The 25,198-nt window shown below is 49.7% G+C and carries 21 protein-coding genes and 1 pseudogene; all 22 read left to right on the forward strand.

Annotated features, from left to right (window positions below):
• Positions 1-38: 38 nt before the first annotated feature.
• Positions 39-287 (forward strand): spore coat-associated protein CotJA, encoded by a 249-nt coding sequence (gene cotJA, locus WA279_RS13500; RefSeq protein WP_003219489.1) that lies wholly within the window; start codon positions 39-41, stop codon positions 285-287.
• Positions 271-534 (forward strand): spore coat protein CotJB, encoded by a 264-nt coding sequence (gene cotJB, locus WA279_RS13505; protein WP_003219491.1) that lies wholly within the window; start codon positions 271-273, stop codon positions 532-534. The genes cotJA and cotJB overlap by 17 nt, the downstream gene beginning before the upstream one ends.
• A gap of 14 nt (positions 535-548) precedes the next feature.
• Positions 549-1,118, forward strand: coding sequence for a spore coat protein CotJC (cotJC, locus tag WA279_RS13510; RefSeq protein ID WP_003233850.1), 570 nt, complete (start codon positions 549-551; stop codon positions 1,116-1,118).
• A gap of 123 nt (positions 1,119-1,241) precedes the next feature.
• Positions 1,242-1,784: a GNAT family N-acetyltransferase gene (locus WA279_RS13515; RefSeq protein WP_014479097.1), complete on the forward strand. Its 543-nt coding sequence runs from the start codon at positions 1,242-1,244 to the stop codon at positions 1,782-1,784.
• A 22-nt stretch (positions 1,785-1,806) separates the two neighbouring features.
• Positions 1,807-2,110: pseudogene (locus WA279_RS13520) on the forward strand (YesK-like family protein).
• 114 nt (positions 2,111-2,224) lie between these two features.
• Positions 2,225-2,854: a YesL family protein gene (locus tag WA279_RS13525; protein ID WP_336155619.1), complete on the forward strand. Its 630-nt coding sequence runs from the start codon at positions 2,225-2,227 to the stop codon at positions 2,852-2,854.
• Entirely contained in the window at positions 2,851-4,584 is a 1,734-nt protein-coding gene (gene yesM, locus WA279_RS13530; RefSeq protein WP_336155621.1) for a two-component system sensor histidine kinase YesM, read from the forward strand. The genes WA279_RS13525 and yesM overlap by 4 nt, the downstream gene beginning before the upstream one ends.
• Positions 4,584-5,690, forward strand: coding sequence for a two-component system response regulator YesN (yesN, locus tag WA279_RS13535; protein ID WP_336155623.1), 1,107 nt, complete (start codon positions 4,584-4,586; stop codon positions 5,688-5,690). Before yesM ends, yesN begins: the two co-directional genes overlap by 1 nt.
• A gap of 103 nt (positions 5,691-5,793) precedes the next feature.
• Positions 5,794-7,077 (forward strand): ABC transporter substrate-binding protein, encoded by a 1,284-nt coding sequence (locus WA279_RS13540; protein WP_123374332.1) that lies wholly within the window; start codon positions 5,794-5,796, stop codon positions 7,075-7,077.
• Positions 7,074-8,003: a carbohydrate ABC transporter permease gene (locus WA279_RS13545; protein ID WP_003233835.1), complete on the forward strand. Its 930-nt coding sequence runs from the start codon at positions 7,074-7,076 to the stop codon at positions 8,001-8,003. The genes WA279_RS13540 and WA279_RS13545 overlap by 4 nt, the downstream gene beginning before the upstream one ends.
• 3 nt (positions 8,004-8,006) lie before the next feature.
• Positions 8,007-8,897, forward strand: coding sequence for a carbohydrate ABC transporter permease (locus WA279_RS13550; protein ID WP_014479106.1), 891 nt, complete (start codon positions 8,007-8,009; stop codon positions 8,895-8,897).
• Between the two features lie 15 nt (positions 8,898-8,912).
• Positions 8,913-9,947 (forward strand): rhamnogalacturonyl hydrolase YesR, encoded by a 1,035-nt coding sequence (gene yesR / locus WA279_RS13555; RefSeq protein ID WP_336155627.1) that lies wholly within the window; start codon positions 8,913-8,915, stop codon positions 9,945-9,947.
• A gap of 22 nt (positions 9,948-9,969) precedes the next feature.
• Positions 9,970-12,255: a transcriptional regulator YesS gene (gene yesS / locus WA279_RS13560; protein ID WP_336155629.1), complete on the forward strand. Its 2,286-nt coding sequence runs from the start codon at positions 9,970-9,972 to the stop codon at positions 12,253-12,255.
• Between the two features lie 13 nt (positions 12,256-12,268).
• Positions 12,269-12,967 (forward strand): rhamnogalacturonan acetylesterase, encoded by a 699-nt coding sequence (gene rhgT, locus WA279_RS13565; RefSeq protein WP_080121151.1) that lies wholly within the window; start codon positions 12,269-12,271, stop codon positions 12,965-12,967.
• A complete protein-coding gene (locus WA279_RS13570; protein ID WP_336155631.1) occupies positions 12,960-13,622 on the forward strand; it encodes a YesU family protein in 663 nt (220 codons plus the stop codon). The genes rhgT and WA279_RS13570 overlap by 8 nt, the downstream gene beginning before the upstream one ends.
• Positions 13,619-14,245, forward strand: a complete 627-nt coding sequence (locus tag WA279_RS13575; protein WP_336155633.1) for a YesL family protein — start codon at positions 13,619-13,621, stop codon at positions 14,243-14,245. The genes WA279_RS13570 and WA279_RS13575 overlap by 4 nt, the downstream gene beginning before the upstream one ends.
• Before the next feature lie 138 nt (positions 14,246-14,383).
• Positions 14,384-16,228 (forward strand): rhamnogalacturonan lyase, encoded by a 1,845-nt coding sequence (gene rhgW / locus WA279_RS13580; protein ID WP_442894665.1) that lies wholly within the window; start codon positions 14,384-14,386, stop codon positions 16,226-16,228.
• 45 nt (positions 16,229-16,273) lie between these two features.
• On the forward strand, positions 16,274-18,112 hold the full coding sequence (gene rhgX, locus WA279_RS13585; RefSeq protein WP_336155636.1) for a rhamnogalacturonan exolyase: 1,839 nt from the start codon (positions 16,274-16,276) through the stop codon (positions 18,110-18,112).
• A gap of 157 nt (positions 18,113-18,269) precedes the next feature.
• Positions 18,270-18,923, forward strand: a complete 654-nt coding sequence (locus WA279_RS13590; protein WP_336155637.1) for a rhamnogalacturonan acetylesterase — start codon at positions 18,270-18,272, stop codon at positions 18,921-18,923.
• A 7-nt stretch (positions 18,924-18,930) separates the two neighbouring features.
• Positions 18,931-20,922, forward strand: coding sequence for a beta-galactosidase YesZ (yesZ, locus tag WA279_RS13595; protein ID WP_336155638.1), 1,992 nt, complete (start codon positions 18,931-18,933; stop codon positions 20,920-20,922).
• A gap of 43 nt (positions 20,923-20,965) precedes the next feature.
• Complete coding sequence (locus WA279_RS13600) at positions 20,966-23,539, forward strand: exo-rhamnogalacturonan lyase family protein (protein ID WP_336155640.1); 2,574 nt, start codon at positions 20,966-20,968, stop codon at positions 23,537-23,539.
• Positions 23,540-23,660: 121 nt separating this feature from the next.
• On the forward strand, positions 23,661-25,169 hold the full coding sequence (locus tag WA279_RS13605) for an extracellular solute-binding protein (protein WP_336155642.1): 1,509 nt from the start codon (positions 23,661-23,663) through the stop codon (positions 25,167-25,169).
• The last annotated feature ends 29 nt before the right edge of the window (positions 25,170-25,198 follow it).

Raw genomic sequence — 25,198 nt, forward strand, 5'->3', positions numbered from 1 at the left:
CTATTAAGGTCATTGTTTTTGAGAAAGGAGGAGCCGGAATGAAGGATATGCAGCCGTTTACGCCTGTCAAATCATATACGCCCTTTCACAGCCGTTTTGATCCCTGTCCGCCTATAGGGAAGAAATATTACAGAACGCCCCCTAACCTTTATATGACCTTTCAGCCTGAGCACATGGAGCAGTTTTCGCCGATGGAGGCTTTGAGGAAAGGCACCCTTTGGAAGGATCTCTATGATTTTTATGAAAACCCTTATCGAGGGGGAGACGCACATGGCAAAAAAGGTTGATGCCGAATATTATCGTCAGCTAGAGCAAATACAGGCTGCTGATTTTGTGCTTGTTGAGCTGAGTCTTTATTTAAATACACATCCTCATGATGAAGATGCGCTGAAGCAATTCAATCAATATTCCGGCTATTCAAGGCACTTAAAAAGACAGTTCGAATCCTCTTACGGACCGCTTCTGCAGTTCGGCAACAGCCCCGCGGGCAAGGATTGGGATTGGGGAAAAGGGCCATGGCCGTGGCAAGTATAAGGAGGAATGCCTGAATGTGGGTGTATGAAAAGAAGCTGCAATACCCTGTCAAGGTCAGTACGTGCAACCCGACGCTGGCGAAGTATTTGATTGAGCAGTATGGCGGAGCGGACGGCGAGCTGGCCGCAGCTCTCCGGTATTTGAACCAGCGTTATACGATTCCTGATAAGGTTATCGGCCTTTTAACAGATATCGGCACGGAGGAGTTTGCCCATTTGGAAATGATTGCGACCATGGTCTATAAGTTAACGAAAGACGCCACACCGGAGCAGCTGCGTGAAGCGGGGCTTGGCGATCATTACGTCAATCACGACAGCGCGCTTTTTTATCACAATGCGGCGGGCGTGCCGTTTACCGCGAGCTATATCCAAGCGAAGGGCGATCCGATTGCCGATTTATACGAAGATATTGCCGCAGAAGAAAAGGCGCGGGCGACGTATCAATGGCTGATTGATATTTCGGATGATCCTGATTTAAACGATTCCCTGCGTTTTTTGCGTGAGCGTGAAATCGTACACTCTATGCGCTTCAGGGAAGCGGTTGAAATTTTAAAAGAAGAACGGGATAAAAAGAAGATTTTCTAATAGGCAGATTGGCCTCTCTTTCATACACCCTTTTACATACAGAGAAAATGGTCTGTTTTTGCAGTTTGGTCTGCATTATAATCAAGGGTGTGTGCAAGCTTACTTTTTGATTGGGAGGCCTTTATGTCAGCTTTTAAGATTGAGAACGAAACGATTGCAGATGGATTTTACGCGTGTCCGGCCGTCTATGAGGATGCAGAATCGATTACCGGGTTGCTCGTCCGAACAGCTGAATGGCTCCGGGATCGGGGGTCTAACCAATGGAGCGGACTTCTGAAAGGGCAAGATATACATGATATCACGGGGTCAATTGAAAAGGGACATGTGTTTGTGTTTAAAAAAGATGAAGAGCTTGCGGCTGTCGTGATGCTGCTGCCTGAACCGAGCGAGTGGGACCGGACGCTTTGGGGAGACGATGGGCATGAGGAGTCCATTTATTTGCATCGCCTCGCAGTAAGCCGCCGGTTTGCGGGACAGGGGCTTGGAGCCCGCGTCCTTCAGTGGGCGGAGACGGGCATACACTTTCCGGAAAAAACGCGGATCCGGCTTGACTGTGTCGCTGATAGCGACGCCCTGCATTCCTTTTATCGGCGTATGGGATATGAATTCATGGGTGCTGATGCGTCCGGATATCATTTGTTTGAGAAAGAGATTACGGCAGAATAAGCGTCCTTTGCAGGGGGCTTTTTTGTCTTTTCTAAAAGGGAGGGCAGGCGATGTTGTGGTCAATTTTATTTGTGACAGGGATTGTGACGGCTTGTCTGTTTGCTGGCGTATCCGTTTTGATGCGGATGAGATTTCCTGACAAAAGTCGGCCGGAATGGATGTTGGCCGGGCTGATCGTCCTTGGTGTGTTTGCGATCTGGTACAGCCTCGTGTATGTACGCGGCTGGGAAGGGGCTGCGCTCGGAATGCTTGGATTCAATGTCATTTTCGGAGCCATTGCCGGATATTTGATCGATAAGGCTATCCGGCGTTACAGGAAAAGATAGGGCTGCTGCCGTCTCTCATCATGTCGAAATTTTCACAGAACGGCAGGAATTTTCTTTCGAAAGGAGAAATACATATTACTTTAAAATGAAAGCGTTTTCCAAAGCGGGAAGGTGATGTTGATGATACACAGTGTGACAAATGGGCTGAATCGTTTTTGTACGTGGGTGATGAGACTGGCCTATTTAAATGTGCTTTGGATTTTGTTTTCTCTTGCAGGCCTAGTTGTATTTGGGCTGATGCCCGCTACTGCCGCGATGTTTACAGTGGCGAGAGAATGGGCGAAGGGGAATACAGATGCCCCGGTGTTTTCTGTCTTTTTTCGGGCGTTTAAAAAGGAATGGCGGGCATCACAGATCCTCGGGCTTATCGTTGTGACGGCTGCCCTGTTTCTGTTTGCGGATATGCGGATAGTGGCTCAGATGGACCAGCCTGTGCTCGTCAATGTATTCCTGAGCATTAGTTTGATTTTCGCGTTTGTTGTGCTGTATGTGTTCCCGGTATTTTCTCATTTTGACGTAAAAATCAGAGAGGTGCTGAGCATCAGCTTTTTGATTGCTTTCAGCCGTCCGGCGGTGACGCTTTTGATGGCAGCGGGCGCTGTCGGTGTGCTTTGTCTCGTTCTGTTTCATGTCACGTTTCTATTGTTTTTCAGCGGGAGTTTACTCAGCCTGATCTTAACGAAGCTGTCCTTTAAAGCGTTTCGGTCAATGGATCAGCGGCAGGAGAAAGAAAAGGCGGCATGAAGAAAAGAGTTGCTGGCTGGTACAGGCGGATGAAGATTAAGGATAAGCTGTTTGTGTTTCTATCGTTGATTATGGCCGTATCCTTTCTGTTTGTATACAGCGGGGTCCAGTATGCCTTTCATGTGTATGATGAGCAGATTTACCGCAAGTCCTCGGAGGTGCTTCGGATGTCTTCTGAAAGGATCGAAGACGAGCTGAAGAAGATAGAGGATGTGTCATATGAAATCATTACAGACGAACAGATTCAGCGCATCCTGAGCATGCAAAATCGAGATGATACGTATGATCAATATCAAATGAAGCAGGAGCTGTGGGATCAGCTTGCGGGATATGCCAGCGATGAAAAGTACATCGATTCCATTCATGTGATTGATGCCCGCGGCTCAGAGTATTCAGCCGGAAGCAGTTCTTCAGATCTTTTGCAGCAGGAGCAGGAAGAGGTATTTAAGCGAGCGAAAGCGAAAAATGGAAGAAATCTTTGGATGACGCTCGGCGGGTCAGATCCTGTCCTGATTTCAGCACGGCAGATCAGATCCTTTCACCAGCTGAGTTTGAACGGCTTGGGCATGGTGCTGATCCAAGTCAATATCAAACAGATGATTCGTGATGTGCCGAAGGATTGGGGCGATTCAGTCGGAGACATTATGATTGCTGACCAAGGCGGGAATTTGGTGTATACGGCACATGCATCAGCGCATGTTCCCGAGGCAGCAAAGGAGACGCTTAAGCACCCCGGTTATGACTTGATAAAAAAGAATGGCAAACGTTACTTTATTTCTTATCTTCAATCATCCTACCAAAATTGGAGCTACTATAACGTTATCCCCTTTGATCAGATGTTCGCGAAAATTTCCTTTATGAAAACAGTGATCGGCACATGCTTTCTCCTCTTTTTCTGTGTGGTTTTGCTTTTCGGAAGGAAAATCGCCAACAGCATCACGGAGCCGATTGAACAGCTTGTGACCGCGATGAAATCGGTACAGCACAGCGGTATTGAAGCGGGTGTGTCGCTTTCTCTGCCGGAACATACACAGGATGAGGCCGGCATGCTGAACCGCCATTTTACTGTCATGATGAAACGGATTAATGAGCTGATGGAAGAAAATGTGGAAAAACAGCTCATTATTAAAGAAACCGAATTGAAGGCACTGCAAGCCCAGATCAACCCGCACTTTTTATATAACACGCTCGAGTCCATCAATTGGCTGGCCAAGGCGAATCAGCAAAAGCAAATCTCAAAAATGGTGGAATCGCTCGGTTTTCTTCTGCGAAACAGCATACATATGAAAAAAGATATCGTGACCATTCAGGAGGAGGCGGACATTGTACGTCACTATATGACCATTCAGCGATTTCGATTTGAAGAGCGCCTGAATTTCACGTTGGATATTGACGATGAGGTGAAGCATTGCCTCATTCCGAAACTGACGCTCCAGCCGCTTGCGGAAAATGCGATTCAATACGCGCTTGAACCCTTTACAAGGCCATGCGCCATCCGGATTCAGGCCAAAAAGGCGAAGGGCTGTGTCTGTATTACGGTCGAAGATAACGGCCCTGGCATGGATGGACGGATTCTTGAATCAACGGGCGGAAGAGGAATCGGACTTTGGAATATTCGCGAGCGCATCAGCCTGACATTCGGAGAGCCATACGGATTGCGGATTCATAGTGAGCATGAAAAGGGGACGAGGATTGTGATCACAATACCGTGCCGAAATGAGGTGGTGTGATGTATAAAATACTGCTGGCTGATGATGAGAGGATTATCCTTGATGGAATGGCGGGAATCATTGAGTGGGAGTCGCTTGGCGCCTCATTGATCGGTAAAGCGCAGAACGGACATGAAGCATATGAAAAGATTGTACACAACCAGCCGCATATCGTCATCACAGACGTCAAAATGCCCGGCATGGACGGACTTGAGCTGATCAAAAAGGTGTCTGCCGTCAGCCCGTCGGTGCAATTTATCGTCCTGTCCGGGTTTGGAGAGTTTGAGTACGCAAAGGAAGCCATGAAATATGGGGTGAAGCATTATTTGCTGAAGCCCTGCAATGAACAGCAGATTATCAGCTCGCTGGAGGAAATCATTGCTGAGCTGAAGCGGCAAGATGTGCACAAAAAGAAAACAGCCCATCTAAAACACGAGCTCGACCATATCCGTTCCTTTGCAGCCGATCAATACTTGGAAGGCTTGATCGCCGGTGTGGCCCAGCTGTCTCCACCGCCTTCACTTGCCGGAAAAAAGATCCGCCTCTTGATCTTAAAAGGGGAACAATCTATTGATGCCGCAGCCAGAGAGGCACTCGGGTCGGCACTGACAGCGGTTTGCAGCAGCGGAGAATGGACCGTACTCGCCGTAGAGGAGAACGCCGCTGAAAAGGCGGCGGAGGTTTTTGCGGACCGCAAGATGGCCATCAGTCAGGCGGGAGAACTCCGGCACGCGGGGCAGCTGTTTCGTGACACAGCTGAAGCGTCTGGTGACCTGCATGGGAGCGCAGTGATTTCAAAAATGATCAGGCTTATTGCCGACGAGCTCGGAAATCCGAATCTGTCCTTAAAATGGGCGGCGAAGGATATGCTGTTTATGAATCCTGATTATCTCGGGAAGTTATTTAAGCAGGAAACAGGCGAGAAATTTTCCCAATATGTTACACGAGTGCGTCTTGAACATGCGATGAAACAGATGAAAATGAGGCGGGATGCGAGTGTATCAGAAATTGCTGAAGAAATCGGGTTTGGCGATAATCCGAAGTATTTCAGTCTTGTTTTTAAAAAATATACCGGTCTGACACCGTCAGAATTCAGAAGAAAACAGGGAGGCGCTTCCGCAGGATAGCCATCTCTGTTTTTTTGACTTTCGCCACTGTTTTTTGAGTGTTTCGCCCTATCCGAACGCTTTAAAATAAAATGTAAGCACTTACATTAAAGGGGGGATTGGTTTGAAGAAGATTTGTTACGTGCTGTTATCCCTGGTCTGCGTCTTTTTTTTCAGCGGGTGTTCAGCTGGTGAAGAGGCCTCGGGAAAAAAAGAAGACGTTACACTCAGAATCGCGTGGTGGGGCGGGCAGCCAAGACATGATTATACAACAAAGGTAATTGAACTTTACGAGAAAAAGAATCCGCACGTCCATATTGAAGCGGAATTTGCGAACTGGGATGACTACTGGAAAAAGCTTGCGCCCATGTCTGCCGCCGGCCAGCTTCCTGATGTCATTCAAATGGATACCGCTTACTTAGCCCAATACGGAAAGAAGAACCAGCTGGAGGATTTAACGCCGTATACAAAGGATGGAACGATTGACGTCAGCTCAATCGACGAGAATATGCTGTCGGGCGGAAAAATCGACAATAAGCTTTATGGATTTACGCTAGGTGTCAACGTGCTGTCTGTGATTGCCAATGATGATTTGCTGAAAAAAGCCGGTGTGTCTATCAATCAGGAAAACTGGACGTGGGAGGATTACGAGAAGCTGGCGTATGATCTTCAGGAAAAAGCCGGTGTCTACGGTTCCAACGGAATGCATCCGCCTGATATTTTCTTCCCTTATTATTTGCGCACAAAGGGTGAGCGCTTTTATAAAGAAGACGGCACTGGCCTCGCCTATCAAGATGATCAGCTGTTTGTCGATTACTTTGAACGGCAGCTGAGGCTGGTGAAAGCGAAAACGTCCCCAACACCTGATGAAAGCGCACAGATTAAAGGGATGGAAGACGATTTTATCGTCAAAGGCAAATCAGCGATTACATGGAACTACTCCAATCAATATTTGGGCTTTGCCCGGCTGACAGACTCGCCGCTGTCTCTCTATCTGCCGCCGGAGCAAATGAAGGAAAAGGCGCTGACATTGAAGCCGAGTATGCTGTTTTCCATTCCGAAAAGCTCTGAGCATAAAAAAGAGGCAGCGAAATTTATTAATTTCTTCGTGAATAATGAGGAAGCGAACCAGCTGATTAAAGGCGAGCGAGGCGTTCCAGTCTCCGACAAGGTGGCGGATGCGATTAAACCGAAGCTGAATGAGGAAGAAGCCAACATCGTGGAGTATGTAGAAACCGCGTCAAAAAACATCAGCAAAGCCGATCCGCCAGAGCCTGTGGGAAGCGCGGAGGTCATCAAGCTGCTGAAGGATACGTCAGATCAGATTCTGTATCAGAAGGTATCGCCGGAAAAAGCCGCCAAAACGTTCCGGAAAAAGGCCAATGAGATATTAGAGAGGAATAATTGACGGGAAATGGGGCTGACGCAATGAAAAAAAGCCGGAGTATAAGAAAAGACAATCTGGCGGGATATGCTTTTATTTCTCCGTTTATCATCGGGTTCCTATGCTTTACGGTGATTCCGATGGGGGCGTCCCTGTTTCTGTCCTTCACGAGCTATGACTTGTTTACGGCGCCGAAATGGATCGGGCTCGACAACTTTAAGGAAATGTTTACGGGTGACGAAAAGTATTGGCAGTCTCTGAAGGTGACGTTTACGTATGTGCTTGCCGGGGTTCCGCTCCGCCTCGGCTTCGCGCTTTTTATCGCTGTTATTTTAAACAATGCAGCAAAAGGAACGGCCATTTACAGAACGCTCTTTTATCTGCCTTCAATCATCGGCGGGAGCGTCGCCGTGGCGATTATGTGGCGCAATATTTTTGGCAATGACGGGGTCATCAATGCGCTGCTGTTTTTTGTCGGGATTGATCAAAAAATTCTTTGGTACCAGAATCCGACAAGTGCACTGTGGACATTGATTCTGCTGTCCGTCTGGCAGTTCGGGTCGTCAATGCTGATTTTTCTGGCCGGGCTGAAAAACATTCCGTCTTCGTATTTGGAAGCGGCAAGTGTGGATGGGGCAAATCGGGTGCAGCGTTTCTTCAAAATCACGCTTCCGATCCTTACACCGATTATTTTCTTTAATCTTGTGATGCAGACGATTTCTGCTTTTATGACATTTACACCTGCCTATATCATTTCGAAGGGCGAGGGAGGGCCGCTTGACGGGACACTTCTCTATTCGCTTTATTTGTTCCAGCGGGCGTTTAACTATTTTCAAATGGGCTACGCATCGGCGATGGCGTGGGTCATGCTTGTCATTGTCGGGCTGATTACGCTCATATTGTTTAAAACATCGTCATATTGGGTTCATTACGAGTCAAAGGAGGAATGACGGATGGAGCCGGTCAACGAGCCTGTCAGAAAAGCCCCGGTTTTTGAAAGAAAAAAAGCCGGGCGCGTCAGTCCCAAACGCATACTGTTCCATGTTTTTACGGCAACGCTGGCGGTGTTGCTGCTGTACCCGGTTATTTGGCTGTTTGTCAGCTCGTTTAAAGAAAGCGCCAGTATTTTTACAACCTCACATTCTCTCATTCCAGACCCTTTTATTCTCAGTAACTATGCTGAAGGGTGGAAGGGGATCGCGGGACAGCCGTTTCTGACGTTTATTAAAAACTCGGCGATTATTGTCGGGCTGTCAACAATCGGTGCCGTCCTGTCGTCGGCTGTCATTGCGTACGGATTTGCGCGTATACCGTTTAAGGGAAAAAAATTTTGGTTTGCGTGCATGATGGGGACGTTAATGCTGCCTCATGAAGTGTTGATGATTCCGCAGTATATTATGTTTGCGAAATTAGACTGGCTGAATTCCTTTAAACCAATAGTCGTTCCGCAATTTTTCGGGCATGCGTTTTTTATCTTTCTGATGATCCAGTTTATCCGGACGATTCCCGAGGAGCTGGATGAAGCCGCGCGAATCGACGGATGCGGACGCTTTGCCTGCTTTTGGCGGATCATTCTCCCGCTGATTGCTCCCGCGCTTGCGACGTCTGCGATTTTCTCCTTCTATTGGAAGTGGGAGGAGCTGATTCAGCCGCTCTTGTATTTGAATAAGCCGGAGCTTTACCCTGTTTCACTTGCGCTGAAGCTTTTTCTCGATACAGAGTCGGCTTCGAACTGGGGCGCGATGTTTGCCATGTCGGCCGTCTCGTTATTGCCTGTGATTCTTGTTTTCTTTTTGTTTCAGAAATATATCGTTCAGGGCATCAGTACGACCGGATTAAAATAAAAAGGAGTGTTGCAGATGGCACAGCTTATCTTTGATGAAGAAAAGGTGACGTCGGTTATTGACCGGATCGTGAAACGGACATTTCAGATGGATTTTGCGTGGGATTGGCCGGGCGGCGTCGCGTTTTACGGCGTGGCGGAGGCCTATGAAGCGACGGAAAACGAGGAATATATCAATCTGTTAAAAACGTGGGTGGATGAACAGCTGGAGGATGGGCTGCCGCCGCTTTCAATCAACGGAGTTTCCATCGGGCATACGCTTTTGTTCCTCCACAAGGTGACGGGTGATGACGTGTATTTGGAAACAGCGGCCGAGATGGCGGAATATGTGCTGCATAAGGCGCCGCGCTTTGGCGAGGGTATCCTTCAGCATACGGTGAATGCGGCAGAATATGTGTTTCCTGAGCAGGCATGGGCGGATACGCTGATGATGGCTGGGCTGTTTATGCTGAGAATTGGGCGGATCATGGAGCGTAAGGATTATTTTGAAGACGGCCTGCGCCAGTTTCACGGACATGAGGATGTGCTTCAGGACCCTGTCACGAATTTGTACTACCACGCCTGGGACAACAAAGCGCAAAATCATCTGTCGGGGATTTATTGGGGCAGGGCGAACGGCTGGGCGGCACTCACGATGGCAAAGGCGCTCCCGCTCATTGAGGTGACACATCCTTCCTTTATGATCATCGACGGATCGCTCAGAGACCAGCTGAGCGCACTTGTCCGGCTTCAGGATGAATCAGGGCTGTGGCATACGATTTTGGATGATCCGGATTCTTATCTGGAGGTTTCGGCATCAGCCGGTATTGCTTCTGCTCTGATGTCGAGCGGAAAGCTGTATACAAAATATGTGCAGAAATCGCTTGCCGCCATTTTGGATGCGGTGGAAGAGGACGGACGGGTCAGCAAGGTATCGGCCGGGACAGCCGTCATGAAAAATGCCGAAGGATACAAACAGGTGCCTTACAAACGAATACAAGGATGGGGGCAGGGACTTGCGCTGACGTTTCTTGCTGATGTATTGAAAACGAAAAAACGCGTGTATCAGTAAAGACAGCGGCGGGGGGAAAGGGATGAAAAAACAGCCTCAACAGAAGGAACGGGTTTCTCGCTGGAAGGGAACGTATTTCAAAAGAAACTTTGTCTTCATTTTGCTGATTGCCTGTATTCCCGGATTGCTGACTGGCGGCGCAATCTACTTTCTTTCGATCGACAAGGTGGAGAAAGAGCTGCAGAGATCGCATGAAGCACAGGTGGCGCGTGAGGTCAGCCGAATGGATGAGAAGCTGGGAGTGCTTGAACTGGCACTCACCCAGATGGCCTACGATTCTTCACTGATGAACGGATTGGCCGAGAGGGATTTGGAGAAAGACTTTACGTTCTCCTATCAATTAACGAAAAAACTGTTTCTTTTGCGGGACCAGCAGCCGCTGATCGAGCAGGCTTCCATCTTTCTGAACAGCCCCCGGCCACTTGTGCTGAGCCCTGAATACAGCGCTTTGACAGAACAGGAGGCGCTTCGCAAGTATCGCTCGCTGCTTGCCTCAGACCACAGCATTTATTGGAAACGGTCGGGAAACCAAGCGATGCTGACCCAGCTCATTCCGGGCGCGGCGGAGAAACCGTTCGGCGCTATCATGCTGGCGGTTGATCCGAAAGAAATGGAATCAATCCTGCAAAGCTTGTCCCCCTATCCTGATGGCAGTGCGCTGCTTTTAGATCAAAATCAAGAGGTGCTGTTTCATGAAGGGGAAATAGATTTTGAAAAGACTTTACTTCAAGAGATAAAAAAACAGCCTGCTGAGAAAGGTCATTTTCAGATGGAATGGGAAGGCAAGGTGTATTCTGTCTCCTTTGGAGAAATGAACCGGATGCATCAGCAATGGACCTTTGTGTCAGCGGCGCCTCTTTCAGCTATTACAGCGCCGATGGTGTTTTTATCAAAAGTGATCATCGTGATGCTGGTCATTTGCATCGGTTTGGCGGTATGCATGACATGGTATGCATCAAAAAAAATCTATCGTCCCATTCAGCATTTGCTTGGCTTGTTTACCGGAGGAGAGAAGAAAGAATGGCAGGCGTCCGGGCAGGATGAATTCAAGTGGATTGAAAAGAGATGGCAGGATCTATCCCTTGAAAGCCAGAAGCTCCAAGAGCAGCTCCTGCGGCAGACGCCCCATATGAAAAAGAGTTTTTTGCAGCATCTCTTGCAGGGCGATTTTTACTATGACAACGAGGAAAGCCTCAGATTGCGGATGGAGGAGGCTGGCTGGAACATCGGCGGAAACGCGTTTCATGTGCTTGATCTACAGGTGACAGGGCTCCGTTGTGAAAAAAGCATCTTCCGTGAAGGTGATGAACAGCTTGCCGTGTTTACCCTGACCAATCTGGCTGAGGAATTGGCGGATAAACGCGTTTTTCAGCTCTCCATACTTGATATCGGCCGGCTTTCTGTCACCGTTCTTGTGATGATAACAAACAGCTCTGATCTGAAGGTGTATATAACGGAGCTGGCACGCCAATTTGGGAATGTAACCGGACTATGCCTGACCTCGACATTGAGCAGCGAGACGGAGCGTGTCACGGAAATTCCTTCTTTATTTCAGAATGTGAAAAGCGGCAAATCCTGCAGGCAGTTTGCCAACCGGAATCAGGTCATTGATTTGCAGGCCGACTTCCCTCAGGATGAGCAGTTCGCTCCTTATTACCCTTTTGAACTGGAAAAACAAATTGTTCAGGCTATCCGGCTGGAAAGAAAACAGGAGGCCGAGGAACTGATTCGTGTATGCATGGAGGAACTGGCGGAAAAGGCGGCTATAGACAGGCATGTGCACTCCGCCCTGATTCAGCTGTTTTCCCGCATTCAGGAGGATATTTTGCATTCCGGGCTCAATCCCAGCGAACTGTTTCAGCATCGGAATCCGTTTCTTGATATTTCAGAATTGCGCGAACCTAACGAAGCGGCGGCCTGGCTGATGGATGTAGTGGTGACGCCTTACCTTTCCAAGCTTGAGGGCAGAAAAAACAGACAGCAAAAGCAGCTGGCAGAACGTGTGATTGCGATGATTCACGAACAGTATATGGCGGACATTTCATTGGAAAGCTGTGCCGATGCGCTTGGCATGAATTCATATACGTTAAGCAAGGCATTTAAGCAAGTGACCGGTATTAATTTTATCGATTATGTGACCCAGATCAGAATCGAAAAGGCGAAAGAACTGCTGGTCAATACGAATAAAAAAATTCATGACGTGTCAGAAGAAGTCGGCTACCGCCACAATTACTTTAACCGGATTTTCAAAAAACAGGTCGGCATGCCGCCGGGTGTCTTCAGGCAAATGTATCAGGAAACGCCGTGAAAGGAGAGAACATGTGATGAAGAAACCGATTCAAGTATTTTTAGCGGGAGATTCCACTGTGAGTGACTGCCCGCCTCATGAAGCGCCGATGGCGGGGTGGGGGCAGGTATTCGGGCAATTGTTTTCTGAAGAGGTAGTGGTGCACAATCATGCCAAAGGAGGAGCGAGCACCAATTCTTTTGTGGAGGAAGGAAGGCTTCAAGCAATTGCCGAGCGCATCACACAAGGCGATTATTTGTTGATTCAATTCGGCCACAATGACCAAAAACCGCGGGGGACGAAGCCGTACTCCACATTTCAGCAGTTTCTCACCTTGTTTGCAGATACGGCACGCGAAAAGGGCGCGCATCCTGTGTTCGTCACATCGGTGCAGCGCCGCCGCTTTGATGAAAACGGACGGATCGAGCATTCCCTCGGTGAGTATCCCGATGCGATGAAAGCACTGGCGAAGGAGCTCGATGTACCTGTGATTGATCTGCTTGCGAAAACAAAGGTGCTGTATGAAGAATACGGGCCGGAGGAGTCGAAGCGATTGTTCGTTTGGTTTCAGCCGAATGAACATCCGAATTACCCGGACGGCATTGAGGACAATACGCATTTTTCGGAAAAAGGTGCAATGGAGGTTGCGAAGCTTGTGGCAGAAGGCATTGAAGAGCTCGGACTTCCGCTTAAGGACCACCTTGTGAGCCGGGAGGGAAAAGAACATGTATAAGGAAGGCGCGTGCCTGTATCGCAATCCGCTCCGGTCTAAAAGCGATGTAAAGGACTGGCGGATGGAGGGAGGCGGACAGATCTCATTTGATGATCACAGCTTGCACTTGTCACATGTCCAGGACGAAGCGCACTTTGTCTTTTGGTGTCCGGAAACCTTTCCAGACGGCATCATTGTGACATGGGACTTCTCTCCGATCGAGCAGCCGGGATTGTGTATGCTGTTTTTTTCTGCTGCGGGAATGGGAGGCGAGGATTTGTTTGATCCAAGTCTCCAGAAAAGAACGGGAAAATACCCCGAGTATCATTCGGGGGACATCAACGCTCTCCACCTGTCGTATTTCCGCAGAAAATACCCGGAGGAAAGAGCGTTCCGCACCTGCAATTTAAGAAAAAGCCGCGGTTTCCACCTCGCCGCAATGGGGGCCGATCCGCTGCCTTCTCCAGACGACGCTGATTCTCCGTATCGTATGAAGCTGATCAAAGACAAAGGCTATGTGCACTTTTCAATCAATGGTCTGCCCATTCTTGAGTGGATGGACGACGGCAGTACATATGGGCCTGTGTTAACACAAGGAAAAATCGGGTTCCGGCAGATGGCCCCCATGAAAGCAGCTTACAGGGATTTTGCCGTGCATCAAGCGGTGAGAAGATGAAGACGACTGTAACGGATGCGCTTTATGCAGGCTGCGAAGCGGTGGTGAAAATAGCATGGCTCAACGGGCTGTGGCTGTTGTTTACACTTTTGGGCGGCGTTCTTTTCGGATGGGCGCCGAGCACAGCCGCGATGTGTGCCGTTATAAGGAAATGGCTGATGGGGCAAAAGGATGTCCCAGTATTTCCGTTATTTCTCGATACCTATAAAAAAGAGTTTCTCAAGGTTAATGCGATCGGATTGGCGTTTTCGGCTCTTTTGCTCATATTGTCTGCCAACTATCATTATTTTTCTGCCAGTACGAATTGGCTGTCCTTTGCCGTAACAAGCTGCACGCTGCTTGCAGGGCTTTTGTATATCATCGCGCTGATGTATGTGTTTCCCCTTTATGTGCATTACCAGCTCCCGCTTCGCAAATATATTCCGCAGGCACTGCTTTTTGGCGCCATGAGACCGCTGACGACCGGCTGTATGCTGATCGGGTGCGGATTTGTCCTTTATTTGCTGTATACGCTTCCTGGCCTGATTCCGTTTTACGGCCCATGTTTATTTGGGCTTGTGTTGATGTTTTTTGCTCTTAGGGGATTTCAAAAGACGGAGGCCCAGCATCATCAAGCCGGGTAACAAAAAAATGACAAATACGCAAAAAAGTGCAGTGTCCGAAATAGGCAGATGCAAAAAAGTGAAATTGAAGACAGCTCACACAGCGCATAAAATCCAATTTAAGTAAGCGCTTACAGATGAATGAGAAGGAGCTGTCTGATGATTACACGAAGGAAACGCATGTTTACTGCTGTTACGTTGCTGGTCTTGTTGGTGATGGGAGCCTCTGTATGTCCTGTGAAAGCTGAAGGGGCAGCGCGGCAGATGGAAGCGCTGAACCGGGGGCTTGTAGCGGTCAAGACGGACGGGGGCATTTTTGTCAGCTGGCGGTTTCTTGGAACCGAAAACGCATCTGTTTTGTTCAATGTGTACAGAGACGGGCAAAAACTGAATGCTGCGCCTGTCAAAACAACGAACTATGTGGATAAAAACGGATCGGCGGGCTCAACGTATACGGTTCGGGCTGTTGTAAACGGTACCGAACAGCCGGCTTCTGAAAAAGTCTCCGTATGGGCGCAGCCGTATCATTCCGTCCCCCTGGATAAACCGGCTGGCGGCACGACGCCAAAGGGTGAAGCTTACACGTACAGCGCTAATGACGCAAGTGTTGGCGATGTGGATGGTGACGGGCAATACGAGCTGATCCTGAAATGGGACCCGTCTAACTCAAAAGACAATTCACAGGATGGCTATACGGGTGACGTGCTGATTGACGCGTATAAACTGGATGGCACAAAGTTATGGCGGATCAATCTCGGCAAAAACATCAGAGCGGGCGCGCACTACACCCAGTTTATGGTGTATGACCTTGATGGTGACGGAAAAGCGGAAGTGGCAATGAAAACGGCAGACGGGACAAAAGACGGCACGGGCAAAGTGATTGGAAATGCCAATGCAGATTACAGAAATGAACAGGGGCGTGTGCTTTCAGGCCCTGAATATCTCACTGTGTTTCAAGGTTCAACCGGGAAAGAGCTTGTCACCGCAAATTTTGAACCGGCGCGCGGCAATGTGTCGGATTGGGGAGACAGCTACGGCAACCGTGTTGACCGTTTTCTCGCCGGCATTGCCTACCTTGATGGACAGCGGCCGAGCCTGATCATGACCAGAGGGTATTACGCTAAAACCATGCTAGTTGCCTATAACTTCAGGGACGGAAAGCTGTCAAAGCTTTGGACGCTGGACTCCTCAAAGTCAGGAAACGAAGCGTTTGCCGGACAGGGGAATCACAACCTGAGCATCGCGGACGTTGACGGGGATGGAAAAGATGAGATTATTTTCGGCTCAATGGCTGTAGATCATGACGGGAAAGGCATGTACTCGACCGGCTTAGGCCATGGGGATGCCCTCCATACAGGAGATCTTGATCCGGGCCGGCCGGGGCTTGAGGTGTTTCAAGTACATGAGGACAAAAATGCAAAATACGGCTTATCCTTCCGGGATGCTGCAACCGGAAAAATCCTTTGGGGCGTTTATGCCGGCAAGGATGTAGGCCGGGGAATGGCTGCTGATATTGACCCGCGTTATCCGGGACAGGAGGTGTGGGCAAACGGTTCCCTCTACTCGGCGAAAGGGGTCAAAATCGGAAGCGGGGCTCCGTCCTCGACCAACTTCGGCATCTGGTGGGACGGCGACCTGCTCCGGGAACAGCTGGACAGCAACCGAATTGATAAGTGGGATTATCAAAACGGCGTATCGAAAAATGTGCTGACTGCATCAGGCGCAGCGGCTAACAACGGCACAAAAGCAACACCGGCGCTTCAGGCTGATCTGCTCGGTGACTGGCGGGAGGAAGTCGTGTGGAGAACGGAGGACAGCAGTGCTCTGCGCATTTACACGACGACCATTCCGACTGAGCACAGGCTGTATACGCTGATGCACGATCCGGTGTACCGGCTTGGCATCGCCTGGCAAAATGTCGCCTATAACCAGCCGCCGCACACAAGCTTCTTTTTAGGAGACGGCATGGCGGAACAGCCAAAACCAAATATGTATACGCCTTAACTGAAAGGGGGAAGGAACGGGCTGCGCGCAGCCCGTTCCCATCAAATGAAACCAAAAAAGAGGCAAATGGAATACTTGACCAGAGGTTTGATTGCAGTAAAGACAGATCAGGGCGTGTTTGTCAGCTGGCGTTTTCTCGGCACGGATCATGAGACGACGGCTTTTCACCTTTATCGGGACGGAATGCGGATCACCCGCGAGCCAATCGCTGAAAGCACCAATTTTCTCGATCAAAACGGAACGGCTGACTCTGTTTATCAAGTGGCGGCTGTCAATAAAGGACGGGAAGAAAAGCTTTCCAAGGAAGCTCGTGTTTGGCAGGAAAATGTTCTGGAGGTTCCGCTTGCCAGACCGGAAGGCGGTGTGACGCCGGACGGAAAGCCGTACACTTACAGCGCCAATGATGCCAGTGTCGGGGATGTAGACGGGGATGGAGAATATGAAATCATCCTGAAGTGGGACCCGTCTAATTCCAAAGACAACGCCCATGACGGATATACCGGGGAGGTGCTCATAGATGCCTATAAACTGGACGGCACCTTTTTGTGGCGCATCAACCTCGGCAGAAACATCAGGGCGGGCGCTCATTACACGCAATTTATGGTGTATGACCTGGATGGTGACGGAAAAGCAGAAATCGCCATGAAAACAGCTGACGGCACAACAGACGGGAAAGGACATATCATCGGTGATGAGCAGGCCGATTTTAGAAACGAACAGGGCAGAATTTTGTCCGGCCCGGAATATTTGACTGTGTTTAAAGGAGAAACCGGTGAGGCACTCACGACCGTGGAATATGAACCGCCCCGCGGCAAGCTGGAGGATTGGGGAGACGGATATGGAAACCGGATGGACCGTTTTCTCGCTGGAATTGCCTATTTGGATGGGGAGCGGCCGAGCCTTGTAATGGCACGCGGCTACTATACGAGAGCCGTGCTCGTGGCATACGATTTCAGAAACGGAAGGCTCAAAAAACGCTGGGTATTTGACTCCAACCAGCCGGGACATGAAGCGTACGCAGGACAGGGGAACCACAGCTTAAGCGTGGCGGATATCGACGGAGACGGAAAAGATGAAATCATATACGGCGCAATGGCTGTCGATCATGACGGAACCGGCCTGTACTCAACGGGGCTCGGGCACGGAGACGCGATGCATGTAGGGGATCTGGACCCGTCACGAAAAGGGCTTGAAGTGTTCCAGGTGCATGAGGACGCCACGAAGCCGTACGGACTGTCACTGCGAGATGCCGGAACCGGTGAGATATTATGGGGCGTCCATGCTGGAACTGACGTTGGCCGGGGCATGGCGGCTCATATTGATCCAAGCTACAAAGGGGCGCTCGTCTGGGGAATTGATCCGCCGGGCAATGATGGCAAGTCGTATGGGCTTTTCACGAGCAAAGGCGAAAAAATCAGCGATAAAGCGCCCGCTTCAGCCAATTTTGCCATCTGGTGGGACGGTGATTTGGTCAGAGAACTGCTGGATCATGACTGGGACGGAACGATCGGCAGGCCAAAGATTGAAAAATGGGATGCTGAAAACGGCTGTCTGAAGACGATATTTCAGCCAGCCGGCGTGTTGTCCAACAACGGCACGAAAGGAAACCCGGTTCTTCAGGCCAACCTGTTCGGAGACTGGCGGGAAGAAGTGATATGGAGAACGGAAGACAGCAGCGCGCTCCGTATCTATACAACGACACATCTCACCCGCCACCGCTTTTACACGCTGATGCATGAACCGGTTTACAGGCTCGGCATCGCCTGGCAGAATACCGCCTACAACCAGCCGCCACACACGAGCTTTTACCTCGGAACGGGAATGAAAAAACCGCCGAAGCCCGCCCTGTACATAGCGGGAAGTAAAGCGGAGGCGCCGCTGTAGGAGGACTAAGGGATAAGACGCAAAGGCTGAACGCTACGACAAGATGATTAACGAACGGGCAGGATGAACCAATGCTCAAGCGCTGTACGCACCGTTCTTTTTCAAGGGAAGAGCTATCCGTGATGGAAGCTGTATAAAAAACGAGGGGGAATGAAAAATGGCAAATCATATTTATCTTGCCGGCGATTCGACTGTTCAAACGTATGGAGACAGCACAAATCAAGGGGGCTGGGGGCAGTTTCTCGGCTCGCATCTGCCGGAGCATATTCAAGTGATCAACAGAGCGATCGGGGGAAGAAGCTCGAAAACATTTGTGGAAGAGGGCAGGCTTCAGGCAATCCTTGATGTGATCGAGCCGGATGATTGGCTGTTCGTGCAGATGGGCCATAATGACGCGTCGAAAAATAAGCCGGAGCGCTACACCGAGCCCTACACGACCTATAAACAATATTTAAAGAAGTATATCGTAGGCGCGCGGGAAAAAGGCGCCCATCCGCTTCTCATTACCCCCGTAGCCCGCTTTCATAACGAAAACGGCGTGTTTTTGAACGACTTTCCAGATTACTGCATTGCCATGAAGCAGACGGCTGAAGAGGAGAATGTCCAGCTCATTGATCTGATGGAGAAAAGCCTTGCTTTCTTTACTGAGAAGGGCGAGGAAAAAGTATACACCTATTTTATGATTTCAGAAGGGATTAACGATTACACGCATTTTACAAAAAAAGGCGCAAATGAAATGGCGAAACTTGTGGCAAAAGGCATAAAGGAGCTCGGCCTGCCATTGACAGAATCGATCATCAAAGAAAGGTGAAAATGTGATGAGAAAACTGTATCATGGCGCTTGCTATTATCCGGAATTATGGGATGAAGAGACGATTCAGCAGGACATTGACATCATGCGTGAAGTTGGCGTAAATGTTGTGCGGATCGGCGAATTTGCCTGGTCTGTCATGGAACCTGAAGAAGGAAAAATTGACGTCGGTTTTTTCAAAGAAATCATCGCCCGGCTGTATGATAGCGGGATCGAAACGATTATGTGCACGCCGACGCCTACCCCGCCGATTTGGTTCTCACATGGCCGGCCCGAACGCATGCATGCCAATGAAAAAAGAGAGATCATGGGGCATGGCTCCCGTCAGCATGCCTGCACGAACAACCCGTTTTTTCAAAAAAAAGCCGCTATCATCACCACAGCCATCGCCAAGGAGCTTGGCCGGCTCCCGGGGCTGATCGGCTGGCAGCTAGACAATGAGTTTAAATGCCATGTTGCAGAATGCATGTGTGAGACATGCTTGCACCTATGGCATGACTGGCTCAAAAATCGCTACGGGGTAATTGAGCGCTTGAATGAAGCTTGGGGAACCGATGTGTGGAGCGAGACCTATCAGACGTTTGAGCAAGTCCCGCAGCCGGGACCGGCCCCGTTTCTGCATCATGCTTCTCTACGCACTATGTATCAGCTGTTTTCGATGGAGATGATCGCTTCGTTTGCGGATGAACAGGCCAAAATCATCCGCTGCTATTCAGATGCGCCGATCACGCATAACGGATCAGTCATGTTCAGCGTGGACAATGAGCGAATATTTCAGAATCTCGATTTTGCCTCCTATGACACGTACGCTTCGCAGGAAAACGCCTCTGCCTTTTTATTGAACTGTGATTTATGGAGAAATCTGAAACAGGGGCGCCCGTTTTGGATTTTGGAAACGAGTCCGTCGTATGCTGCCTCGCTTGAAAGCTCCGCTTACCCGCACGCAGACGGGTATTTGCAGGCTGAAGCCGTATCGTCCTACGCCTTAGGGAGCCAGGGGTTTTGCTACTGGCTATGGCGACAGCAGCGTTCAGGCAGCGAGATTTCCCACGGTTCGGTTCTCAGTGCCTGGGGCGAACCCACTATCGGCTATCAAAATGTGCTGGCGGTTGAGCGGGCAAGAAAGGAAATCGAGCCTGTTATTCTATCGACTGAACCCGTTCAAGCCGAGGCGGCGATGACTTACTCTGACAGAGCAAAAGCATTTATTAAAACTGAGCCTCACCGGGGACTCCGGCATCGTTCGCTTGTGACGCTTTTTTATGAACGTATTCTCAACACGGGGATTCACCGTGACCTTATTCCGGAAGGCGCTCCACTGGACGGCTATCGCTTGCTGTTTACGCCATTTGTGCCGTATTTGTCTTCTGAATTTATCAAAAAAGCTTCGGCATTCGCTGAAGCGGGCGGCATCTGGATCACCGGGCCGCTGACAGGAGGGCGCACATGCGAGCATACCATTCATACCGATTGCGGACTTGGCGAACTTGAGAAAACGTCAGGGATCAAAACACTTTTTACCTTTCCGATGAATGAGAACGTGAATACAGGAATAGCGTTTGGCATCACGGCGCCGCTCGGACTATGGAGCGCGGTGTTTGACACAGAGAGCGGAAATACCCTTGGCACGGTTGAATCAGGACCGGGGGCGGGCCATGCTTTTCTGACAGAACGGAATTACGGCGAGGGGAAAATTGTCATGCTGGGCTCGCTTCCATCCGGAAAAGAAGGGGATGCGATGCTGGAAGCGCTCGTCAGGCATTATGCGGAGGAAGCTGTTATTTCCAGCCGCTCGGATGTAACACCCGGCACGATCGTTGCCCCGCGCAAAGGCGATAACGGCCTTGTGTGGATCGTTGTGAATATGGATGGAAAAGGAGGAAGTGTGACACTGCCGGAAGCGGGAACAGATCTGTTGACGAACCGTTTGGAAAAGGCGGGGAGACTGGCGGTCGGACCGCATGAATACCGTGTGATTCAATTTGACAATCACAGCTGATTCTTTGTATCGAATCAGCTTTTTTCTATGGAGGGAGAGACAGATGAAAAAGATCAAATGGTTATCAGGACAGCCAAAGTTGACAAGCGGCGTGACGTGGGGCGTGCCATGGAAAAAAGGAGAATTAAAAAAAGGAGACCGTCTGGCGCTTATGAATGAAAACGCGGAAACGCGATATGTGCAAAGCGAACCGTCGGCCTATTGGCCGGACGGGAGCATCAAGTGGACGAAGCACGCGGCGGTGTTTGGCGGTCAGGAAAACCAAAGCTTTACAGTTCGCAAAAGAGAAGTGCCGCAGCCAACTGAATCGCTCAGCATTCTTGAGACAGAGCATGACATCCAAGTGAATACAGGAGCACTCGTTTGTACCATTCATAAAACAGGATCTGATTTCATTCAATCATTGCAGATCAACGGAAAGCCGATCGCCGCAGGCGGGAGGCTCGTTGCGATAAGAGAAACGAGAAAAGAGTCGGCGGCGGAAACGGTTCTTTTGCATGAAAGGTCTGTCAGCTTTATCAAACGGGCGGCGATTGAGCAGAGTGGTCCTGTCAAAGCAGTAGTCAAAATCGAGGGAGTGCATGTGCTCCATAAAACGAATGAAGAATGGCTGCCGTTTGTCAGCCGATTGACGTTTTATGCCGGGCTGTCTGAGATCGGCCTTGTGCACACGCAGCTGATTGACAGGAGCGGTAAACAAGAATTCGTTAAGGGGCTCGGCATCGAATTCGACCTTTTTTTGGAGGGAGAGCCGTACAACCGCCATTTCCGCTTTGCGGGAGAGAAAGGGATGTATAAAGAACCCGCCCAGCTGTTTGGCACACGTAAATTCAATGAACGATATCCGCTTTATGAAAAACAAATCAATGGCGAAATGCTGTCTCCAGATGAAGAGCATAAGGAATGGTTTGCACATGGCACACAGAATGCGGTTTGGGACGATGTCAAGCTCGTGCAAGATTCCAGCGATCATTACAGCCTGTCAAAACGGACCGGAAAAGATTATGCGTGGGTTGGAATGCTGCATGGCAGCCGGGCTAAGGGGCTCTGCTATGCGGGCGGAAAAAATGGCGGTGTGGCTCTCGGCCTGCGGTATTTCTTTGAGAAATATCCTTCAGCACTGGAAATCACAGGTCTTGCCGGCAGCCGCCCCAAAATGACCGTCTGGCTTTGGCCCCCGGACGGCGAAGTGATGGATTTGCGGCATTATACAGGAAACACCCACGTGGCCAGCGCGTATGAAGGCTTTGATGAAATGCGCTCTGATCCGACAGGCATTGCGAACACAAATGAAATAAGCCTGGCGTGCTTTTCGCACATGCCGTCTGACGAAGTCCTCAATGCGCTCGCTGACAAATGGCAGGCGCCGCCGCTCTTGGTATGCGAGCCGAACGTCTATTACGAATCAAAAGCGCTCGGGGTTTGGAGCATCATTGACACATCCCATCCGCTCAAAAAAGAGCTGGAGGAACAGCTTGACGCCGCCTTTCTGTTTTATAAAAAGGAAGTAGAGCAGCGCAAATGGTACGGATTTTGGCATTATGGCGATGTCATGCATACGTATGATCCAATTCGGCACATGTGGCGATATGATCTCGGCGGATACGCATGGCAAAACAATGAGCTCGTTCCGACCCTATGGCTGTGGCAGGCGTTTTTTCGCTCAGGCAGAGAGGATATCTTCCGAATGGCAGAAGCCATGACCCGCCACACGAGTGAAACGGACAGCTTTCATCTCGGTGAATACGCCGGGCTTGGCTCACGGCATAACGTTGTGCACTGGGGATGCGGCTGCAAGGAAGCGAGAATCAGCATGGCCGGGCTTTATAAATTCTATTATTATCTGACGGGTGATGAGCGCACGGGAGACCTTTTGACAGAAGTGAAGGATGCCGATTATGCCCTCGTCAAAACCGATCCGATGCGCGCTTTTTACGAGAAAGGCAAGCACCCGACTCACGCCAGAACGGGACCGGACTGGGCGGCGTTTTGCTCGAACTGGCTGGCGGAATGGGAGCGGACCGAAAATCCTGATTATCTCCACAAAATCCAAACAGGCATCAACTGTCTGAAGCGGCTGCCGCTCCGCTTATTATCCGGCCCGACATTTGAATATGATCCGGCAACCTCGATGCTTCATCATATGGGAGACGGCATTGCGGGCGGATATCATATGATCATTGCCTTCGGCGCGCCGCAAGTGTGGATGGAGCTGGCTGAGCTTCTTGATGACCGGGAATGGGAGGATATGCTGAGTGAATTCGGCGAATTTTACACAATCAGTGATGAGGAAAAACGGAAAAAAAGCGGAGGCGCTCTTCATGACGGTCATTTTCACTGGCCGATGTTCGCCGCCGGTATGACAGCCTACGCCGCGAGAAAAAAACAAGATCCTCATCTCGCCGCCAAAGCGTGGAATCTTTTGCTAGATGATAAGCTCAGCCATACGCCGCTTCCGATCAAACCGGAGCGCATCGAGACATGGACGCAGCTAGAGGAGCTTCCATGGGTGACAACGAACACTGTCTCTCAATGGTGTTTAAATGTCATAGCGGCGCTGGAACTGATCGGAGATTCCCTTCCGGCAAAAAAAGAAACATCGGGCAAAAAAGGATAACAGCCGGAATTTCATAGGAGAAATGGTGCAAAAAATGAAGATTGCAAGAATTTATGTAAGCGCTTTATATTGAGAGGGGCAAAGGGGAAATGCAAATTGAAAAAAGGGGGACTTACGCAACATGAAAATAAGAATGCGAAAAAAATGGATGGCCTTGCCGCTTGCTGCCATGATGATCACCGGATGCAGCCATTCGGAAACATCCAATTCAGCAAGCGGTTCGAAAGATACGATCAAAATTATGGCGCCGCTTTTATCGCCGGAAAGCCCGAGTGATAAAAGCCCTTCATTAAAAGCGCTCGAAAAATACACAGGCAAAGAGATTAAGGTCACATGGGTGCCTGATTCATCCTACAACGACAAATTCAACATCGTCATGGCTTCAGGAGAGATGCCTCACGCGATTGTCATTAAAGATAAGTCAGCCGGCTTTATCAAGTCTGTCAAAGCAGGGGCGTTTTGGGAACTGTCTCCTTATTTAAAAGACTACAAGAATTTAAGCCAGGCAGATGAAAAGATTTTGAAGAACAGCTCGGTGAACGGCGAGGTGTACGGAATCTACAGAACGAGGGATCTGATCAGGGCGTGTATGATCATCAGAACCGACTGGCTGAAAAATGTCGGTCTGGATATGCCGGAAACGCTTGATGATTTCTATGAAGTGCTGAAAGCCTTTAAGGAAAAAGATCCTGACGGAAACGGCAAGGATGATACGTACGGCATGGTCGTGCCGAAATGGATGGGACTCGGCAACGGAAGCCCATGGGATGTTCTGCAAATCTGGTTCGGCGCTCCGAACCGCTACGGTGTTGAAAACGGAAAGCTGATTCCAGATTTTACAACGAAGGAATACATGGATGCGCTCACGTTTTTTAAAAAGCTCTATGATGAGGGATTGATCAATAAGGACTTTGCTGTCATGGATTCTGCGAAGTGGAATGATCCGGTTGTAAAAGGAAAAGCGGGTGTCATCGTTGATACAGGCTCAAGAGCGTCTCAAATCCAAAGCGCGATGGAGGAGGCGGATGAGTCGAACAAGGATATCATTGATATCGTCGGCTCGCTTGAGGGACCGAATGGCAAGCGCACCTTCCCGACATCTGGTTATTCAGGCATGATCACGATACCAAAATCAAGCGTCAAAACCGAAAAAGAGCTGAAAGAGGTGCTGTCCTTCCTCGATAAGATGAATGATAAGGAAGCGCAGATTCTCACGAACAACGGAGTGAAGGGCCGCAATTACGAGCTCAAGGACGGCGTATTCACCTCACTTGAAAAAAACAACAAATCTCTCCTGTATGAGCATGAAGGCTTGGCACAGTTCAGCATGTCGATTCCGAAAAGCGAGTATTACATCGAAGACCAGAAAACCAAGCTCTTCCAGCATCGCAAGGACATCATAACCGAAGGAGAAAAAATAGCCGTCTTTAACCCGGCTGAGTCGCTTGTATCTGATGTCTATACCCAAAAAGGAGCCCAGCTTGACAACATCATCCTCGACGCGAGAACACAATTTATCATTGGAGAAATTGATGAAAAAGGGTTCGCTGATGCAGTGGAGCTTTGGAAAAAAAGCGGCGGCAATGACCTGATGAAGGACTTGAACAAATTGTACCAATCGTCAAAATAAACCGATGCGCCTGCCTTTCGGCGGGCGCC

Source organism: Bacillus sp. 204(2023), from assembly GCF_037027505.1.
GTDB classification, from domain to species: domain Bacteria; phylum Bacillota; class Bacilli; order Bacillales; family Bacillaceae; genus Bacillus; species Bacillus subtilis.

Bases quoted from the DNA above. Each gene is read 5' to 3' on its own strand.
- cotJA (WP_003219489.1), top strand. From the start codon at position 39: ATGAAGGATATGCAGCCGTTTACGCCTGTCAAATCATATACGCCCTTT.
- cotJB (WP_003219491.1), top strand. From the start codon at position 271: ATGGCAAAAAAGGTTGATGCCGAATATTATCGTCAGCTAGAGCAAATA.
- cotJC (WP_003233850.1), top strand. From the start codon at position 549: ATGTGGGTGTATGAAAAGAAGCTGCAATACCCTGTCAAGGTCAGTACG.
- WA279_RS13515 (WP_014479097.1), top strand. From the start codon at position 1,242: ATGTCAGCTTTTAAGATTGAGAACGAAACGATTGCAGATGGATTTTAC.
- WA279_RS13525 (WP_336155619.1), top strand. From the start codon at position 2,225: ATGTTGATGATACACAGTGTGACAAATGGGCTGAATCGTTTTTGTACG.
- yesM (WP_336155621.1), top strand. From the start codon at position 2,851: ATGAAGAAAAGAGTTGCTGGCTGGTACAGGCGGATGAAGATTAAGGAT.
- yesN (WP_336155623.1), top strand. From the start codon at position 4,584: ATGTATAAAATACTGCTGGCTGATGATGAGAGGATTATCCTTGATGGA.
- WA279_RS13550 (WP_014479106.1), top strand. From the start codon at position 8,007: ATGGAGCCGGTCAACGAGCCTGTCAGAAAAGCCCCGGTTTTTGAAAGA.
- yesR (WP_336155627.1), top strand. From the start codon at position 8,913: ATGGCACAGCTTATCTTTGATGAAGAAAAGGTGACGTCGGTTATTGAC.
- yesS (WP_336155629.1), top strand. From the start codon at position 9,970: ATGAAAAAACAGCCTCAACAGAAGGAACGGGTTTCTCGCTGGAAGGGA.
- WA279_RS13570 (WP_336155631.1), top strand. From the start codon at position 12,960: ATGTATAAGGAAGGCGCGTGCCTGTATCGCAATCCGCTCCGGTCTAAA.
- WA279_RS13575 (WP_336155633.1), top strand. From the start codon at position 13,619: ATGAAGACGACTGTAACGGATGCGCTTTATGCAGGCTGCGAAGCGGTG.
- rhgW (WP_442894665.1), top strand. From the start codon at position 14,384: ATGATTACACGAAGGAAACGCATGTTTACTGCTGTTACGTTGCTGGTC.
- rhgX (WP_336155636.1), top strand. From the start codon at position 16,274: ATGAAACCAAAAAAGAGGCAAATGGAATACTTGACCAGAGGTTTGATT.
- WA279_RS13590 (WP_336155637.1), top strand. From the start codon at position 18,270: ATGGCAAATCATATTTATCTTGCCGGCGATTCGACTGTTCAAACGTAT.
- yesZ (WP_336155638.1), top strand. From the start codon at position 18,931: ATGAGAAAACTGTATCATGGCGCTTGCTATTATCCGGAATTATGGGAT.
- WA279_RS13600 (WP_336155640.1), top strand. From the start codon at position 20,966: ATGAAAAAGATCAAATGGTTATCAGGACAGCCAAAGTTGACAAGCGGC.
- WA279_RS13605 (WP_336155642.1), top strand. From the start codon at position 23,661: ATGAAAATAAGAATGCGAAAAAAATGGATGGCCTTGCCGCTTGCTGCC.